Source organism: Lysinibacillus antri (assembly GCF_003977595.1).
GTDB lineage: Bacteria > Bacillota > Bacilli > Bacillales_A > Planococcaceae > Ureibacillus > Ureibacillus antri.
The window spans coordinates 51,097-66,117 of sequence record NZ_RYYR01000001.1 but is presented as its reverse complement, the minus strand read 5'-3'; the positions used below and the strand labels follow the sequence as shown (position 1 = coordinate 66,117).

Here is a 15,021-nt window from a genome sequence, read left to right as displayed (position 1 = left end):
CAATGGTGATAAAATCTCCCTAAATGATTGATATTTCACTTTATGTTAAAATGAGTAGTTGAAAGGAGCGATTAATAATGAATATGGATTACGATTTATTTATGGAAGAAATCAAAAGAACGGCTCGTGCAGAAATTGAAGGTGCAGGTTATGAACAATTGCGCACACCAGAAGAGGTAGAAGCGGCATTTGCTAGACCAGGAACTACACTTGTTATGGTGAATTCTGTATGTGGTTGTGCAGGTGGCATTGCTCGTCCTGCTGCTGCAAATGCAGTTCATTACGATAAACGTCCAGACCATTTAGTTACGGTATTTGCAGGTCAAGATAAAGAAGCAACAAATGCAGCACGCCATCTTTTTGGTGACAATCACATTCCATCTTCTCCATCATTTGTATTATTAAAAGATGGAAAAGTAGTGGCAGATATCGGTCGTCACGAAATTGAAGGACATGATCCAATGTCTGTAATTACGAATTTACAAGCGAACTTTGAAGAGTACTGTGAAGAAGTATAATTAAAAAAGACAGGTCCTTAAAGGAAACTTTAAGGACGTGTTCTTCTTTTAAAACGATTCTTTGAGGGAGGAAGTTCGTATAAAGAAGTTTAAAATCGGCTATCGAACGATTAAAACTGCGGTAGGTGCCTGTATTGCATTATTGATTGCTGAATATTTCGATTTACACTATTTTTCATCAGCTGCAATCTTAACGATTTTATGTATCCAACCTACAAAGAAGAAGTCGCTCAATGCGATTTATACGAGAATTGTAGCGAGTTTAATAGGGATGCTTTATGCCTTTCTAGCTTTAGAATTAGTTGGCTATAACCCAATTGTTCTTGGAATTATGTTATTAGTGTTTATACCAACGTTAGTATCATTCAAATTTACTGATGGATTTATTTCAAGTGTAGTTATTATTATGCACATCTATAATGAAGCGAATTTTACAGTCAGTCTATTGTTAAATGAGCTAGCACTGATGGCCATTGGATTTGGTACGGCGCTAGCAGTGAATATGTACATGGGTGATCTTCAAAAGGATTTGGATCAGTACTTGAAAAATATTGAGGAATTATACCGTTCGATATTTTCAGAAATCGTCAAATATTTGCGCAACGGTGATACTTCTTGGGATGGGAAAGAAATTATTGAAGCAGCGAACCTATTAAATAAAGCGAAATCAATTGCCTTCAAAGATGTTGAAAACCATCTCACTCGAAAAGAAAACCAATTTTACTTATATTTTGATATGCGGGAAAAACAATTGGAAATTATCGAAAGAGTACTACCAAAAATAACGACGCTACCTGTTATGGTACAACAAGCTGAACTAGTTGCAGATTTCATGGAAGAATTGGCGAATAATGTACATTCTGGAAACACTGCAAAAAAATTTAGAAGTAAATTAGAGGAAGTAAAAGAGGAATTTGCAACAATGCCATTACCAGAAAACCATGAAAAGTTTCTTGCGATGGCGTCACTATATCAGTTTATTGAAGAGATGGATAAATATTTGGTTATAAAACAGACGTTTAGAGGGATTAGACGCTAAGAAAAAAGGCGATTACTTTATGAACGTAATCGCAACAACTCTTAGAAAAATGATAGTCCAAATGCTAATGTTGAAATAACCATAATGGCAATCATACAATAAACAACGAATTTTTGAAATTTTTTGTTACTCATATTCTCGTACTCTCCTTCTTTTCTTAAGTTTAGTTTATCAAATTTGAAAAATATCTCAAGTACGTAGCGCAATATTCGTAAATTCGTTACAATAGATATGTACTATAACAGAAGGGGTGCAGTAATGGAGAAAGTAGATCATATTGGAATCGCAGTAAAAAACCTAGATGAACGTATAGCCTATTATACAGAAACGTTGGGACTGAAATTACTGAAAATTGAAGAAGTTCCTTCTCAACATGTTCGTGTTGCTTTTATTGATGCAGGCAATGTGAAGTTTGAGTTGTTAGAACCTACAAGTGAAGAAAGTGCGATTTATAAACATATTGAAAAACGTGGGGAAGGCATTCAACATGTAGCATTTGGTGTTACGGGGATACGTGAAAGAATGCAAGAACTAACTGAAAAAGGGATTCGTTTACTATCTGATGAACCTAAACCAGGTGCAGGTGGAGCAGAAGTAGCATTTTTACATCCAAAAGATTCTTTTGGAGTACTGTATGAATTATGTGATAAAAGTGGCAAAGGGGATAAATAGAGATGGATATGTTCGACAAAATTAATGAGATGTATGACCGAAAGCGTGAAATCGAACTTGGTGGTGGCGATGCACGTATTGAAAAGCAACATGAAAAAGGGAAGCTTACTGCACGTGAGCGTATTGAATTATTATTAGATGAAGGTACATTTGTAGAAATCAATCCATTTATTACGCATAGAACAACTGACTTTGGCATGGACAAACAAGTTGGACCTGGCGACGGGGTTGTAACAGGTTTCGGTAAAGTAAATGGACGAAACGTTTATTTATTTGCACAGGATTTCACTGTTTTTGGCGGTGCACTTGGGGAAATGCATGCGAAAAAAATTGCTGCTGTAATGGATTTAGCTGCGAAAAATGGCACACCATTTATCGGTATTAACGATTCAGGTGGTGCACGTATTCAAGAAGGCGTACTTTCATTAGATGGATACGGTCACATTTTCTATCGTAATGCTATTTATTCAGGGGTAATTCCACAAATTTCAGTTATTATGGGACCTTGTGCAGGCGGAGCAGTTTATTCACCAGCGATTACAGACTTTATTTTAATGGTTGATAAAACTTCACAAATGTTCATTACTGGTCCAAAAGTAATTGAAACTGTAACGGGAGAAAAAATTTCATCTGAAGACTTAGGTGGTTCAAAAGTACATAACTCGATAAGCGGGAATGCGCATTTCCGTGCACCATCTGAAGAAGAATCAATCGAACAAATTCGCAAACTATTAAGCTATTTACCACAAAGTAATAAAGAAAAAGCACCAAAATATCCAAAACCAGAAGGCGATGACTATCGTCCGGATATTATTGATTGCGTGCCAATCGAACCTACTAAATCATACGATGTTCGTAAAGTAGTAGAGCAGGTTGTAGATGAAGGTTCATTCATGGAAGTTCAACCTGAATTTGCGAAAAACATTGTCGTTGGTTTCGCACGTATTGCTGGAGAATCAGTTGGTTTAGTATGTAATCAACCAAAAGCTTTAGCAGGCGGATTAGATATTGATTCATCCGACAAAGCTTCACGTTTCATCCGTACTTGTGATGCATTTAACATTCCGATTATTACCTTTGAAGACGTATCTGGTTTCTTCCCAGGTGTAAAACAAGAACACGGTGGAATTATTCGTCATGGTGCGAAAATTTTATATGCATACTCAGAAGCAACAGTACCAAAAATTACGGTTATTCTTCGTAAAGCATACGGTGGCGCATATGTTGCATTAAACTCTAAATCAATTGGAGCAGATCTAGTATTCTCTTGGCCAAATGCTGAAATCGCAGTAATGGGTGCAGCAGGGGCAGCAAACATTATCTTTGCAGGAGATATTGCAAAATCAGAAGATCCAGAAGCAACACGTGCTGCGAAAATTGAGGAATATAAAGAAAAATTCGCGAATCCTTATGTAGCAGCATCTCGCGGTATGGTTGATGATGTAATCGATCCAAGAGAAACGCGTATTAAATTAATTCAAGGCTTAGACATGTTAAGTGGCAAAGAAGAATCAAGACCAGCGAAAAAGCACGGAAATATTCCTCTATAATTTTTAACATGAATAGATTAAACGAGTTGTCCAATGCATTAAATTGGGCAACTTTTTTTGGCTTCGCGGCTTGTGTTCTTAGTCCTCTCATGAAAAGCTCCTGTTTCAATCTTCAGTTAAGTAAATTATCGATTCGCAATGTAGTTTGGTTGTTTTCGCAAAGTTAGAGGCGTAAAATAAGTAAGTAACAAGCAAATAAGGGAGTTTTCAACTTGAATAGTCGTTTAGTAAATGAATTTTTAGAACTTGTACAAATTGATTCTGAAACAAAACATGAAGAGGTAATCGCCCCAATTTTAGTTAATAAATTAGAAGAAATGGGTTTTGACGTGTTGCAGGATGATGCCCATACTCGAAATGGTCACGGAGCAGGGAACATTATTGCAACATTAAAGGGGTCTCTCGATGTAGAGCCGATCTATTTCACTGTGCATATGGATACAGTCGTACCAGGTGCTGGAATTAAACCAGAAATCCGTGACGATGGGTATATTTATTCTGATGGCACAACGATTTTAGGTGCTGATGATAAAGCAGGGATAGCCGCTCTTTTTGAAATGGCACGCCGTTTAAAGGAACAAAACATTGAACATGGCACAATTCAATTCATTATTACAGCTGGGGAAGAAAGTGGCTTAGTTGGTGCAAAGGAATTAAATCCAGAACAGATCATTGCGAAGTATGGTTTTGCAGTTGATAGTGATGGGAAAGTAGGTGGCATTGTAACAGCTGCTCCATTCCAAGCAAAAATTGAAACGAAAATTTTCGGTAAAACAGCTCATGCAGGGGTAGCACCAGAAAAAGGGATATCTGCCATTACACTAGCTGCTAAAGCGATTGCGAAAATGAATCTAGGTCGAATTGATGAAGATACAACGGCGAATATTGGACGCTTTGAAGGTGGAAAAGCAACGAATATTGTTTGTGATGAAGTATATATTTTAGCGGAAGCACGCTCCATTTATAAAGAAAAATTAGATCAACAAGTAGCGCATATGAAAGAAACGTTTGAAAAAGTTTCACAAAATCTTGGAGGACATGCAGAAGTGGAAGTAAAACTAATGTATCCAGGTTTTTCGGTTACTGAGAAGGATAAAGTCGTACAAGTAGCAGTGGAAGCTGTACGTAATATTGGTCGTGATGTGGTCCTTGGTCAATCGGGTGGGGGAAGCGACGCCAATGTCATTTCGGGATTTGGTATTCCTACAGTAAATCTTTCAGTAGGTTATGAAGAAATTCATACTACCAATGAACGTATGCCAATTGAAGAATTAGAAAAATTAGCAGATTTATTAGTCGAAGTCGTAAAATGTTCTGCAAAATAAATTATTCTGTGAGGTAACGTCAATGACATTTGAAAAATCCATCATATTTCGCTGTGTCAATGAGGAATACGCGATTCCTGTTGAACAGGTCGTATCCATTGAAAAAATTGGCCGCATTACGCCCATCCCACATTTACCTAATTATTTATTAGGATTTACGCGCATGCGGGGAGAGCTTATTCCGGTTATTGATTTTAATCGCATTTTATACAATAAGCCGAGTGTTGGAGAGTTAAGCCGGATCATTGTTCTGAATACGGATATTGTGAACTACGGCTTAGTCGTGGATGAGGCGAAAGAAATATTGAATTTTGCGCCAAACGAAATTCAACAAGTAGGTCTTGTTAATTATTCGAAAACGAAATATTTTACTGCCGTAGCAAATTTGGAAAATCGAATGATTACTTGTGTTGAGCCAAAAATATTAGTCAATTCTCTCGAAGGTATTCGAGAGATTATCGCATATCTCCATAAGATGCTTGAAAATGAGAACAATGTGAATGCTTAAAAAGAAAGAAGCTAGTCGAAACGCTATCGATTAGCTTCTTGTTTTAATTCTTCTTCATGGAGATGTTTTTTTCGGAATTGATTCAAAAAACCATAGATACTTGGAATAAACATCATCATGGTAATGAGGGAGAGGGTAAACAATAAATTGCCTTCAACCCATGCTACATTTCCTAAGGCAAATCCTGTGCCAAGCCAGATGGATGTCCAAAAAAATGCCCCCATCACATTAAAACGGATAAAATTTTTATACGGGTAACTAGTAAAGCCGCATATAAAGGGTGTCATTGTGCGCATTAATGGAATAAATCGTGAAAATGTAATGGCTACCCGATCATAGTCAGATAAAAATTCACTGGCTTTGTCGATGGACGTTTGAGGAATTATTTTTAAAAACATGGCCTTGTCGGATGACACTTTACTAAACATTCGCCCAATGAAAAAGTTGTTACTATCGGCTAATGAAGTGGCGATGAAAAATAACAAAAACAAGATGAAAAAATTTAATTGATCGATGGCAGCGATTGTCCCACTAGCGAAAACGAGAGAATCCCCAGGTAGGAATGTTAAAATAACAAAGCCGGTTTTTCCAAAAACAATTAAAAACAAGATAAAATAAATATATAAACCCAATTTGTCAATGTAATAATAAAGTTCGGTATCAAGCATTCGTAAAAACTCAAAAATATCTGATAAACCCATGTACCTAACCCCTATCTGTACAGTGTATATATTAGTTTACTAAAATTATATTCAAAATATAAATAATTCACCTTTGTCAGTCTATCCAGAAAGTAAAAGTTCAATCATCAGTGAAGGAGTACGATAGTAAAATTGAAACTTTTTGCATGATTATCCGTATTCTAGTTATACGATTTACGGTAAACTTGAGAAAGGAAGGCGAGTGAATGAACAATAAGCTACTCTATCGTCCCATATTAAAACTTCCAAAAACTAAAGTAGAGAAAATAATGGATGCAATGGGTCTAGGTATATTTTTATTAGCCATATTATTTCTAATCGTAAACTGGGGTAATATACCAGAGGAAGTACCAGGTCATTTTAATGCTACTGGGGAAGTCGATCGCTGGGGTTCGAAGGTTGAAGTAATCATTTTACCGATTATCGGAACGTTTTTATTTATGTTGATGAGTGCCTTTGAAAAAGCACCTCATATGCATAATTATCCAAAACGAATAAACGAGACCAATGCATATCAGTTTTATACACAAAGTACAAGATTACTAAATGTTGTGAAAAATCTTTGCCTAGTAATGTTTGCTTTTCTTATTGTACAGATTGTTCGAGTTTCACTTGGTGACATTCAATCTCTTGGTTTACTGTTCCTTCCTGTTTTTTTAATTATTTTATTTGGAGTAATGATCAGTGGCATCTATAAACAATCAAAAATTAAATAATGGAGTACAAGTTTTTTTCGGTGGAGTTGTGGGTGCAACATTACGCTTTGTTATTCAAACAAGTGTAGGAACGTTACCTATGCTCTGGTTTGTAAATATTTTAGGTAGTTTTCTGTTAGGTAGTTTAAATGGCTATTATGAGCGAAACGACAGCAAGTTAAAACTATTTTTTACCACAGGAATGTTAGGAGCATTTACCACTTTTTCTACATTTTCAGAACAAGCAATTTATTTGCTAAAAGAAAATACGTTAGTTGGATTATTATTTGTTCTAGGCATGTCAGTTGCTAGTATTACAGCAGCACTTGTGGGATATTTATTGAATCGAGGTCGTAAACAATGGTAGGGTTAATGGTGGCACTAGGCGGAGGAGTTGGCGCTACCCTTCGTTATATCACGCAGGTCGGAATTCAAAAAGGGAATCTTCCTACATACTATGCAACAATCATTGTAAATTTACTTGGTTCACTACTACTAGGGATTGCCGCAAACTGGAGCATAGAAAATCAAACCGATCTTTCCTTTTTAACGATTGGCGTGCTCGGTGGTTTCACAACATTTTCAACCTTTTCCTTCGATGTTGTAAAATTAATTGACCAAAAACAATATGTAACCATGATGATTTATATCGTCACCAATTTACTAGGTGGGCTTCTTTTCTTTTGGCTTGGCTGGAATTTTTAAAATGATACAAATACATAAAATATCGTAATTTACTGACTCATCACATCATAATAAAGAATGAAGTCATTTTTCTACTAAATTACGTTGTAAACAAGAGTGGGAGGATCATATGAAACGAACAGGTGAAAAAGCTTTAAGTATCATATCCGTTGTTTTAAATGTTTTGGGTGTCGGAATATTAATATTAACTTTGCTCGGTAGTAAAATGTTAATGAATGATCCGATGTTTCAAACTGAATTAGAAAATTCCTTTTACGGTTCAGGTTTAACAGATGCCGACATTACACTTGGTGTGGACTATATGAATAATTTACTTCAATTTATTAGTAGCATCGGTTGGATATTTGTTCTATTAGGTGTCGTTGCAATTATTTTAGCGATTGTTGGCGCTGTGAAGGTAAATAGCAATGCGAAACTTGCGGGGATCTTATTTATTATTGCATGTGTCTTATCCGGCATCATTTCGCTATCCGGTATTTTATTGCTGATTGCGGCAATCATGTGCTTCGCTAGAAAACCTAAAACACCGAATACCGAAACCATCGTCCAAAGAGATGAGAATGGATATATTATAGAGTAACGATTTAAAGCAGTGCTAATGTTAGCACTGCTTTTACTTATAGTGTATGCCCTCAAGCTGTAAAAGTTTTTCTTTCACGTCTAGTCCACCACTATAACCAGTTAATGTACCGTTCTTTCCTAGTACGCGATGACATGGGATGGCAATTGCGACAGGGTTAGCCCCAATGGCAGTTCCTACCGCTCGTACTGCTTTCGGGTTTCCAATGAAGTTGGCAATATCGGAATAGCATTTGGATTGTCCAAATGGAATCGTACATAACGCATTCCAAACACTCATTTGAAAAGTAGTGCCTCGAATATCAAATGGAATCGTAAAATCGGTTAATCTGCCTTCGAAATACTCAATCAATTCTTTTTTATACCTTTCAAGTTGAGTGTCATCTTCAACTAGAACAGCATTAGGAAACTGTTTTTTACACCACTGCTCCATTTCTTCAAAGGATGAATGGTGTGTGCCTAAAAAGCATAGCCCATTTGCAGTGGCAGCTAAATACACTTGCCAGTCGTTATGGCTAAATAAAGTAGTATATACTTGATGATTCATTGTCATGTGAATGTCTCCAATTGTGGTAATGTTATAGTATCGTTCATTAAATACTTTATCATAGGAATATCTATTTAAGGGGAAAATAGTATATATATTTTTAAGGAGCACACGTAATGGGAAAGACAATTCAAGCACCTTCTATTTTGAAACAAGCATTAACAGTAAATAAAAAACCATTTCCCTGGTTAAAGGCATTTCTCGCTGGTATTGCAGCAGGGTTACCAATTTTTATTGGTTTACTTTTTGGTAGCTTAGAGTATGGACTAATTGCTGGGCTAGGTGGGTTTACATATCTTTATGTTTTTCCGATTCCGTATGCCTTATTGGCAAAAAAACTTTTTTGGGCAGTGATAGGTATTACAAGCAGTGTATTTCTAGGAACGATTTTAGCACCATATCCAATTATTGTAGCAATTGTAATGGGGCTTATTGGCGCAATAGCCGTTTTTATTTTTGGGGCATTTCGTTTCATTGGACCTTCTGCGATCTTTTTTGTTTTAATTTTTGCAATGTGTACGGGCATGTCGGTTGCGCCAGATGAAGCTTTTTTGCGGGCAGGACTTGCATTTTTAGGTGGTGCCCTTTCTTGGTTCATGGCAATGTCAGGTTATCTAGTGAACCCACATGGACCTGAAAAAAGGGTAGTGAAACGCTCCTTAGTTGAGCTTGCGGACTATTTGGATGCAATCGGAACAGCAAGTGAAAATGAGACACACAATCGCGTAATGGCTACGTTAAAAGAAGCAGGGCAAACTTTAGCGGAAGGGTATAATGCTTGGCGTACGTCAGAATTATTTAAGCGCCTTTATAGTGTCAATCACTATGCGAATAAAATATTTTTAATTGCCGCTGAACAATTAGCGGGTAATGGTAAAAAAGTGTCGAAACAATTAGGCGAATCGTTAAGAAATATTGCTCAACAATTAGACAACAAACAGGTTTCTGAGATTACTCTGACTCAACCAGATGAACTAGATGAAGTAAGTTCTTTAATAGGGGCAGAACTAATACATATAAAAGAGAGTTTATTGCGACCGAGCTCGCTTTCAAAAGAACAGCTACAATTTTCAACTCCAACAACGAAAAGAATATTGCTAGGTGCCTTTGATAAAAACTCCATCATACTCATCAACGCATTAAGATTTGGTATGTTTACAACTTTTGCTGCAATTATTGCTTACGAGTTTGATCTTAATCGTTCTTTTTGGGTTCCTCTATCCTGTGTGGCTGTTTTGTCAGGTGCAACCGTTGTTGCTACATTTCACCGCGCGATTCAAAGAAGTTTAGGGACTATTTTTGGCATTCTTTTAGCCAGTGTTATTTTAGCCTTCCATCCAGAGGGGCTATTGATTGCCTTGTTAGTCTTTTTATTAACGTTTATTACGGAATTATTTATTGTAAAAAACTATGGGCTAGCCGCGCTTTTTTTTACGCCAAGTGCATTAATTATGGCTGAAGCTGGTTCCACTTTAGATAATTCCGTTTATTATTTTGCTTCTACCCGTTTAATTGATGTATTGATCGGTGTTTCCATTGGATTATTAGGTGTATGGCTTGTGGGAAGAACATCTGCGTCTAGTCGATTACCCCACTTTATTTCAAAAACCATTCGTAGCCAAGCACAAGTTATGTTTGTATTGTTTTCAAATCAACCAATTTATCAAAACTATGGTAAAAATATCGAGTTTAACAAAATGGATACGAATTTAAAAAATTTAGTTACTTTGTATGATACGGCAACAGGTGAAATTCCTAAAGATGAAGAAGCTTTACAATACTATTGGCCGATTGTTCATTCATTAGAAGAGCTGGGCTTTCTATTAGATAAATGCGCTAGGTTAAGGGAGCGCCCATCATTTAATGACGAACAACTAGCTCAGTTGTTATTGCTATTTGAAACAATGGCAAATGCCGTCGAACGCAAAACAAAGTCTCAGTATAAAGCGATACCAGAAATGAAAGAATATCCAGCCATTTATTTTACATTAGAAGAACTGCAAAGACATTTAGTAAAGAACTAAATAATTAAATTTCTTTAAGCTTTTCCTATATAAAAATATTCGTGTATTTTATTTTTCCCTTTGAATAAATGATTTTAAATTAGGTAATGGTAATACTGTTATTGCGAAATTTTACCTAAAAAGTTCCTTAGTGTTGTACTTGGAACGTTTCAAATGGAGGAAATGGTATGTTAAGAATTGGGATTATTTTAGGAAGTACGAGAGAAGGAAGAGTAAGTCCTCAAGTAGGAGAATGGGTAAAAGATTTAGGAGATGGTCGAGGAGATGCCTCTTACGAAGTGATTGATATTGCGGAGTTCAGACTACCATTTTTAGGGGACCCAAATTATGATGCTTCAGGCGTATCTGGTTGGGCAGAAAAAGTAAATAATTGTGATGGCTTTGTGTTTATTGTTGCTGAGTATAATCATTCTATTACTGGGGCATTAAAGAATGCAATTGACCTACTTCGTGATGAGTGGGCAAATAAAGCCGCTGGAATTGTCAGCTACGGCTCAGTAGGTGGTGCACGTGCTACTGAACATTTGCGCGGAATATTAGGTGAAATTCAAATTGCTGATGTGCGGGTTCATCCAGCATTGTCCCTATTTACAGATTTTGAAAATGGCAATACATTAAAACCGAAAGATCAACAAATTCAATCGGTAAATGATATGTTAGATCAAGTCATTGCGTGGAGCGGCGCGTTAAAAACAGTTCGTACAAATAATTAAATAGAATTTGACGTAGATGATATTTGGATTAATGTCCGTTATCATCTTTTTTATTTCTATTCGTGTATTAAAATAGAAGAAAAGAAATAGATTGGAATGAAAACGATGGAGTTAAAAAATAATGTTGTAAAACTAAGACCGATGCAAAAAGAAGATATTAATGGGATTTTTGAAGTAGCAGCCTTTTCAGAAATTTGGACCTATATGTCAATTTCTGTAGATTGTAAGGAAGATGTAGAGAAATACGTAAATCAAGCATTGAGCTTAAAAGAAACAGGGACTGAACTGCCATTTGTAATTATCGATGCAAAAACAGATCGAATTATTGGGTCTACGAAATTAATGGATATACATACAGGGCATCAACGAGGAGAAATTGGTTTTACATGGTTAACGCCACAGTATTGGAAAACCGCAGTAAATACAAATTGCAAATATTTATTATTAAGTTATTGTTTTGAAGTCCTTGGCTGGCAGCGTGTACAAATTAAGACCGATCATGAAAACATACGCTCACAAAATGCTATTGAAAGAATTGGTGCAAAGAAAGAGGGTGTCTTACGTAATCATATGATTCGAAAAGATGGGACTACGAGACATACGGTTATGTTTAGTGTAACGAAAGAAGAATGGCCAGAAACAAAACGATATATGGAAAAACTTTTAAATAAGTAAGAACATCGGGAAATAATGTCACATTAGTTGTACGAGCATGCTTATAGTAGATAAGGCATATACTTTTCTTACAAGAATATTTCGTTTAAAGCATGGAGTATAAGAATTTTGTATCAATATTTTTATTACTAATATTACAAATAGAATAAAAATGAGTTAAATTTAGTACGCGATAATTCCATTTTCTTCTGACTATTGTAAAATTAACTATTAATACTATATGTGAGAGAAGGGGAAATAAAATGAATGAAACATCCAAACCGAAAAATGAGTTTCTTTCTTGGCTTGTAGCGATCTTTTTCGGAATCGTACTATCCTTTATATGTCGCGAATTTGTTTTTTCTCCCCTTATCGTAAAAGGTGCTTCGATGGTCCCTACTTACGAAAATAGTGATGTCATTATTATTAGTAAAATAAGTGATATTGATCGATTTGATCATGTTGTATTCCAATCTCCTTACGAGGATGAATATTATATTAAACGAGTGATTGGACTTCCTGGTGATACCGTTGAAATGAAGGAAGATATATTAATTATCAATGGAGAAGAGTACGATGAGCCTTATGTAAATCGAGATATTGAAAATCCATTTCAAAAAAGATTAACAGAAAATTTTACTTTAAAAGAACTGACAGGGGAAAGTCAAGTTCCAGATGGTTTTCTCTTTGTATTAGGTGATAATCGTCTAAGAAGTTCAGATAGCCGCCATTTCGGTTTGATTTCAGAGGAATCTATACTAGGTGAATCAAAATTACGTATTTATCCACTTAGTGACCTCCATTTATTTCGTGGGAAAGAAGAACTTAATTTAAATTAACTAGCCCGTGTCATGTCATTTAAGGTCGAATAGCAATACAAAAAGTGAGATCATCCTGATTTTTCAGGGAATCTCACTTTTTTATTTTATATTATGTTACCGTCGTCGGTGTTTCTTTCAACAGTGCTCTTTCTCGTCGTTTCATTTCGTTTCGTATTTCAGCCGTCCATACGCCCTCTTCTAAATGATTTGCAATTTCAATTAATTTTTCAATGTCAGAAAATGAATATTTTCGAATGCCAGTTTTTGAACGTTCCGGGAAAATCAGTTTCCTCGTTTCGTAATATCGAATTTGTCTTTCAGAAAGTCCAGTTAATTCACTAACGGTGCCGATGGAGATCACTTTTTTGTCTTTATAAGTACTGTTTAATGGCATATACAACACCTTCTTTCGAAAAATTCTGATAAATATTGATATTTTTAAGTATTTTACATTTATTTGAAGAATGTTACAAGGTGAAAAATGCATGCATGTTAAAAAACTTAACGCAAATTTAGATATATTTAGACAAAATATCATTACTTTAATGAAAATGTCGGAAATTAAAAATAATGTTAGAACATCTGACACACTTAATGTTATGTAAAACTTTCGTCACTATACTTATATAGAACTAGTTCAAAACTAGTAAATAGAAACGAGAACGAGGGGGTTTCATATGAAGTTTAAAAAATCGGTTGGATTACTTCTTTCAGGTGTCCTATCTATGGGGATTTTAGCAGCATGTTCTTCAGATTCAGGTTCTAGTTCCTCATCGACTGGAACAACACCGACGAGCACTGAACCAGCAGCAGAGGGGAGTAAGGTGATAAAAATTGCGACACAATCTCCTTTATCTGGTGGTTCGGCAATTATTGGGGAGGCAATTAAACTTGGCGCCCAAATGAAATTAGAAGAGGAAAAGGCAAAGTTTGAAGAATTAGGCTATACGCTACAATTAGAGCCGTATGATGATCAGGCGGACCCTAAAAAAGGTGTATCCAATGCAAACTTAATCGGTGCGGATGAGCAAATTTACGGTGTTATCGGCCACTATAACTCCGGTGTTGCGATTCCTTCATCTGAAGTTTATGAAAAATATAATATCGCAATGGTATCACCAGCAAACACAGCTGTAGAAGTGACAGAGCGCGGATTAAAAACTGTTAACCGTATCGTAGGACGCGATGATTTCCAAGGTCCTGCGGGGGCAGAATATGCGGTGAACGAATTAGGCGCGAAGAAAATCTTTGTTATCCAAGATAAAACAGCTTATGGTACTGGTTTAGCCGAAGCATTCATTAAGGCAGCAGAAGAAACTGGAGCTGAAATTGTAGGTAATGAAGGGATCACAATTGGTGAAAAAGACTTTAACGGTGTAATTAACCAAGTATTAAATAAGAAGCCAGACTTAGTATTCTTTGGCGGTTTATATGCTGAAGGTGGAATTATTATTAAACAAGCTCGTGATAAAGGGATTGATGTGCCATTCATGGGTGGAGACGGTATGGATTCATCTGGTTTAGTTGATATCGCAGGTGAAGCAGTGAAAAATACGTACATTACTTCCGTTGCGGGTGATAGTACAGCGACAGAGTCTGGTAAAAAGTTCATGGAAGATTATAAAGCGAAATTTAATAAAGATCCTGAAGGGTTCTCTGTATATGGATATGACTCAATGGGCGTATTCTTAACAGGATTAGAAGCTGCAATTACTGCAAATAACGGTGAACTTCCAGGAAAAGATAAAGTGGCTGAAGCGGTCCGTGCTGTAAAAGATTACAAAGGTGCCCTTACAGATGTTTCCTTCGATGAAAAAGGAGACAATATTAACGCGAAAATTTTCTTATATAAATTTGAAGAAGCTAGCTATCCTCCAGTACAAGTAGGAGAAGTGAGCCAATAAATGCATAGAAAATAGTGTTGGGATAAGCTCTCAACACTTTTTCTATACATATAGAAAAAGTGTTAT

The 15,021-nt window shown here is 36.0% G+C and carries 19 protein-coding genes; 15 read left to right on the top strand and 4 right to left on the bottom strand.

From position 1 onward, the window contains the following. Window positions 1-77: 77 nt before the first annotated feature. Together EK386_RS00350 and EK386_RS00345 are read left to right on the top strand one after the other, a co-directional pair. On the top strand, window positions 78-518 hold the full coding sequence (locus EK386_RS00350) for a BrxA/BrxB family bacilliredoxin (RefSeq protein WP_126657021.1): 441 nt from the start codon (window positions 78-80) through the stop codon (window positions 516-518). Between the two features lie 61 nt (window positions 519-579). Then, window positions 580-1,557 (top strand): aromatic acid exporter family protein, encoded by a 978-nt coding sequence (locus tag EK386_RS00345; RefSeq protein WP_246027545.1) that lies wholly within the window; start codon window positions 580-582, stop codon window positions 1,555-1,557. Window positions 1,558-1,598: 41 nt separating this feature from the next. Here the strand turns inward: EK386_RS00345 and prli42 are convergent, their stop codons facing one another. Continuing rightward, a complete protein-coding gene (gene prli42 / locus EK386_RS20125) occupies window positions 1,599-1,691 on the bottom strand; it encodes a stressosome-associated protein Prli42 (RefSeq protein WP_158674351.1) in 93 nt (30 codons plus the stop codon). A gap of 124 nt (window positions 1,692-1,815) precedes the next feature. Here prli42 and mce point away from each other — a divergent pair, with 124 nt between their 5' ends. From mce to EK386_RS00325, 4 genes are all read left to right on the top strand, one after another. Continuing rightward, window positions 1,816-2,229 (top strand): methylmalonyl-CoA epimerase, encoded by a 414-nt coding sequence (gene mce, locus EK386_RS00340; RefSeq protein WP_126657020.1) that lies wholly within the window; start codon window positions 1,816-1,818, stop codon window positions 2,227-2,229. A 2-nt stretch (window positions 2,230-2,231) separates the two neighbouring features. Beyond that, the gene (locus tag EK386_RS00335) at window positions 2,232-3,779 is read left to right on the top strand and encodes an acyl-CoA carboxylase subunit beta (protein WP_126657019.1); all 1,548 of its coding nucleotides are present in this window, start codon (window positions 2,232-2,234) and stop codon (window positions 3,777-3,779) included. Between the two features lie 212 nt (window positions 3,780-3,991). Beyond that, window positions 3,992-5,104, top strand: coding sequence for a M20/M25/M40 family metallo-hydrolase (locus tag EK386_RS00330; RefSeq protein WP_126657018.1), 1,113 nt, complete (start codon window positions 3,992-3,994; stop codon window positions 5,102-5,104). Window positions 5,105-5,126: 22 nt separating this feature from the next. After that, window positions 5,127-5,612 carry a chemotaxis protein CheW gene (locus EK386_RS00325; RefSeq protein ID WP_126657017.1) on the top strand — a complete coding sequence of 162 codons (486 nt, stop codon included), beginning with the start codon at window positions 5,127-5,129 and terminating at the stop codon, window positions 5,610-5,612. 23 nt (window positions 5,613-5,635) lie between these two features. Here EK386_RS00325 and EK386_RS00320 read toward each other — a convergent pair whose 3' ends face one another. Continuing rightward, window positions 5,636-6,313: a VTT domain-containing protein gene (locus EK386_RS00320; protein WP_126657016.1), complete on the bottom strand. Its 678-nt coding sequence runs from the start codon at window positions 6,311-6,313 to the stop codon at window positions 5,636-5,638. A gap of 206 nt (window positions 6,314-6,519) precedes the next feature. Here EK386_RS00320 and EK386_RS00315 point away from each other — a divergent pair, with 206 nt between their 5' ends. The 4 genes from EK386_RS00315 (at window position 6,520) to EK386_RS00300 (ending at window position 8,293) form a co-directional block, all read left to right on the top strand. Further along, window positions 6,520-7,029: a DUF1648 domain-containing protein gene (locus EK386_RS00315; protein ID WP_126657015.1), complete on the top strand. Its 510-nt coding sequence runs from the start codon at window positions 6,520-6,522 to the stop codon at window positions 7,027-7,029. Then, window positions 6,998-7,375 (top strand): fluoride efflux transporter FluC, encoded by a 378-nt coding sequence (locus tag EK386_RS00310; protein WP_126657014.1) that lies wholly within the window; start codon window positions 6,998-7,000, stop codon window positions 7,373-7,375. The genes EK386_RS00315 and EK386_RS00310 overlap by 32 nt, the downstream gene beginning before the upstream one ends. Further along, window positions 7,369-7,713 (top strand): fluoride efflux transporter CrcB, encoded by a 345-nt coding sequence (gene crcB / locus EK386_RS00305; RefSeq protein ID WP_126657013.1) that lies wholly within the window; start codon window positions 7,369-7,371, stop codon window positions 7,711-7,713. The genes EK386_RS00310 and crcB overlap by 7 nt, the downstream gene beginning before the upstream one ends. 109 nt (window positions 7,714-7,822) lie before the next feature. Further along, entirely contained in the window at window positions 7,823-8,293 is a 471-nt protein-coding gene (locus tag EK386_RS00300; RefSeq protein WP_126657012.1) for a DUF4064 domain-containing protein, read from the top strand. A 33-nt stretch (window positions 8,294-8,326) separates the two neighbouring features. On the opposite strand, the gene EK386_RS00295 is transcribed toward EK386_RS00300, so the two are convergent. Beyond that, a complete protein-coding gene (locus EK386_RS00295; RefSeq protein WP_179965979.1) occupies window positions 8,327-8,845 on the bottom strand; it encodes a methylated-DNA--[protein]-cysteine S-methyltransferase in 519 nt (172 codons plus the stop codon). A gap of 110 nt (window positions 8,846-8,955) precedes the next feature. Between EK386_RS00295 and EK386_RS00290 the strand changes: the two genes are divergently transcribed. The 4 genes from EK386_RS00290 (at window position 8,956) to lepB (ending at window position 13,069) form a co-directional block, all read left to right on the top strand. Continuing rightward, window positions 8,956-10,863, top strand: coding sequence for an FUSC family protein (locus tag EK386_RS00290; RefSeq protein ID WP_126657011.1), 1,908 nt, complete (start codon window positions 8,956-8,958; stop codon window positions 10,861-10,863). A 167-nt stretch (window positions 10,864-11,030) separates the two neighbouring features. Next, on the top strand, window positions 11,031-11,576 hold the full coding sequence (locus tag EK386_RS00285; protein WP_126657010.1) for an NADPH-dependent FMN reductase: 546 nt from the start codon (window positions 11,031-11,033) through the stop codon (window positions 11,574-11,576). A 96-nt stretch (window positions 11,577-11,672) separates the two neighbouring features. Further along, window positions 11,673-12,251 (top strand): GNAT family N-acetyltransferase, encoded by a 579-nt coding sequence (locus EK386_RS00280; protein WP_126657009.1) that lies wholly within the window; start codon window positions 11,673-11,675, stop codon window positions 12,249-12,251. A gap of 242 nt (window positions 12,252-12,493) precedes the next feature. Beyond that, window positions 12,494-13,069 (top strand): signal peptidase I, encoded by a 576-nt coding sequence (gene lepB, locus EK386_RS00275; protein ID WP_126657008.1) that lies wholly within the window; start codon window positions 12,494-12,496, stop codon window positions 13,067-13,069. A gap of 91 nt (window positions 13,070-13,160) precedes the next feature. Here the strand turns inward: lepB and EK386_RS00270 are convergent, their stop codons facing one another. After that, window positions 13,161-13,445 (bottom strand): MerR family transcriptional regulator, encoded by a 285-nt coding sequence (locus EK386_RS00270; RefSeq protein WP_126657007.1) that lies wholly within the window; start codon window positions 13,443-13,445, stop codon window positions 13,161-13,163. A 283-nt stretch (window positions 13,446-13,728) separates the two neighbouring features. Between EK386_RS00270 and EK386_RS00265 the strand changes: the two genes are divergently transcribed. Further along, entirely contained in the window at window positions 13,729-14,955 is a 1,227-nt protein-coding gene (locus tag EK386_RS00265; RefSeq protein WP_126657006.1) for a branched-chain amino acid ABC transporter substrate-binding protein, read from the top strand. Window positions 14,956-15,021: the final 66 nt, after the last annotated feature.

Bases quoted from the DNA above. Each gene is read 5' to 3' on its own strand.
- EK386_RS00350 (WP_126657021.1), top strand. From the start codon at position 78: ATGAATATGGATTACGATTTATTTATGGAAGAAATCAAAAGAACGGCT.
- prli42 (WP_158674351.1), bottom strand. From the start codon at position 1,691: ATGAGTAACAAAAAATTTCAAAAATTCGTTGTTTATTGTATGATTGCC.
- mce (WP_126657020.1), top strand. From the start codon at position 1,816: ATGGAGAAAGTAGATCATATTGGAATCGCAGTAAAAAACCTAGATGAA.
- EK386_RS00335 (WP_126657019.1), top strand. From the start codon at position 2,232: ATGGATATGTTCGACAAAATTAATGAGATGTATGACCGAAAGCGTGAA.
- EK386_RS00325 (WP_126657017.1), top strand. From the start codon at position 5,127: ATGACATTTGAAAAATCCATCATATTTCGCTGTGTCAATGAGGAATAC.
- EK386_RS00320 (WP_126657016.1), bottom strand. From the start codon at position 6,313: ATGGGTTTATCAGATATTTTTGAGTTTTTACGAATGCTTGATACCGAA.
- EK386_RS00315 (WP_126657015.1), top strand. From the start codon at position 6,520: ATGAACAATAAGCTACTCTATCGTCCCATATTAAAACTTCCAAAAACT.
- crcB (WP_126657013.1), top strand. From the start codon at position 7,369: ATGGTAGGGTTAATGGTGGCACTAGGCGGAGGAGTTGGCGCTACCCTT.
- EK386_RS00300 (WP_126657012.1), top strand. From the start codon at position 7,823: ATGAAACGAACAGGTGAAAAAGCTTTAAGTATCATATCCGTTGTTTTA.
- EK386_RS00295 (WP_179965979.1), bottom strand. From the start codon at position 8,845: ATGACAATGAATCATCAAGTATATACTACTTTATTTAGCCATAACGAC.
- EK386_RS00290 (WP_126657011.1), top strand. From the start codon at position 8,956: ATGGGAAAGACAATTCAAGCACCTTCTATTTTGAAACAAGCATTAACA.
- EK386_RS00285 (WP_126657010.1), top strand. From the start codon at position 11,031: ATGTTAAGAATTGGGATTATTTTAGGAAGTACGAGAGAAGGAAGAGTA.
- EK386_RS00280 (WP_126657009.1), top strand. From the start codon at position 11,673: ATGAAAACGATGGAGTTAAAAAATAATGTTGTAAAACTAAGACCGATG.
- lepB (WP_126657008.1), top strand. From the start codon at position 12,494: ATGAATGAAACATCCAAACCGAAAAATGAGTTTCTTTCTTGGCTTGTA.
- EK386_RS00270 (WP_126657007.1), bottom strand. From the start codon at position 13,445: ATGCCATTAAACAGTACTTATAAAGACAAAAAAGTGATCTCCATCGGC.
- EK386_RS00265 (WP_126657006.1), top strand. From the start codon at position 13,729: ATGAAGTTTAAAAAATCGGTTGGATTACTTCTTTCAGGTGTCCTATCT.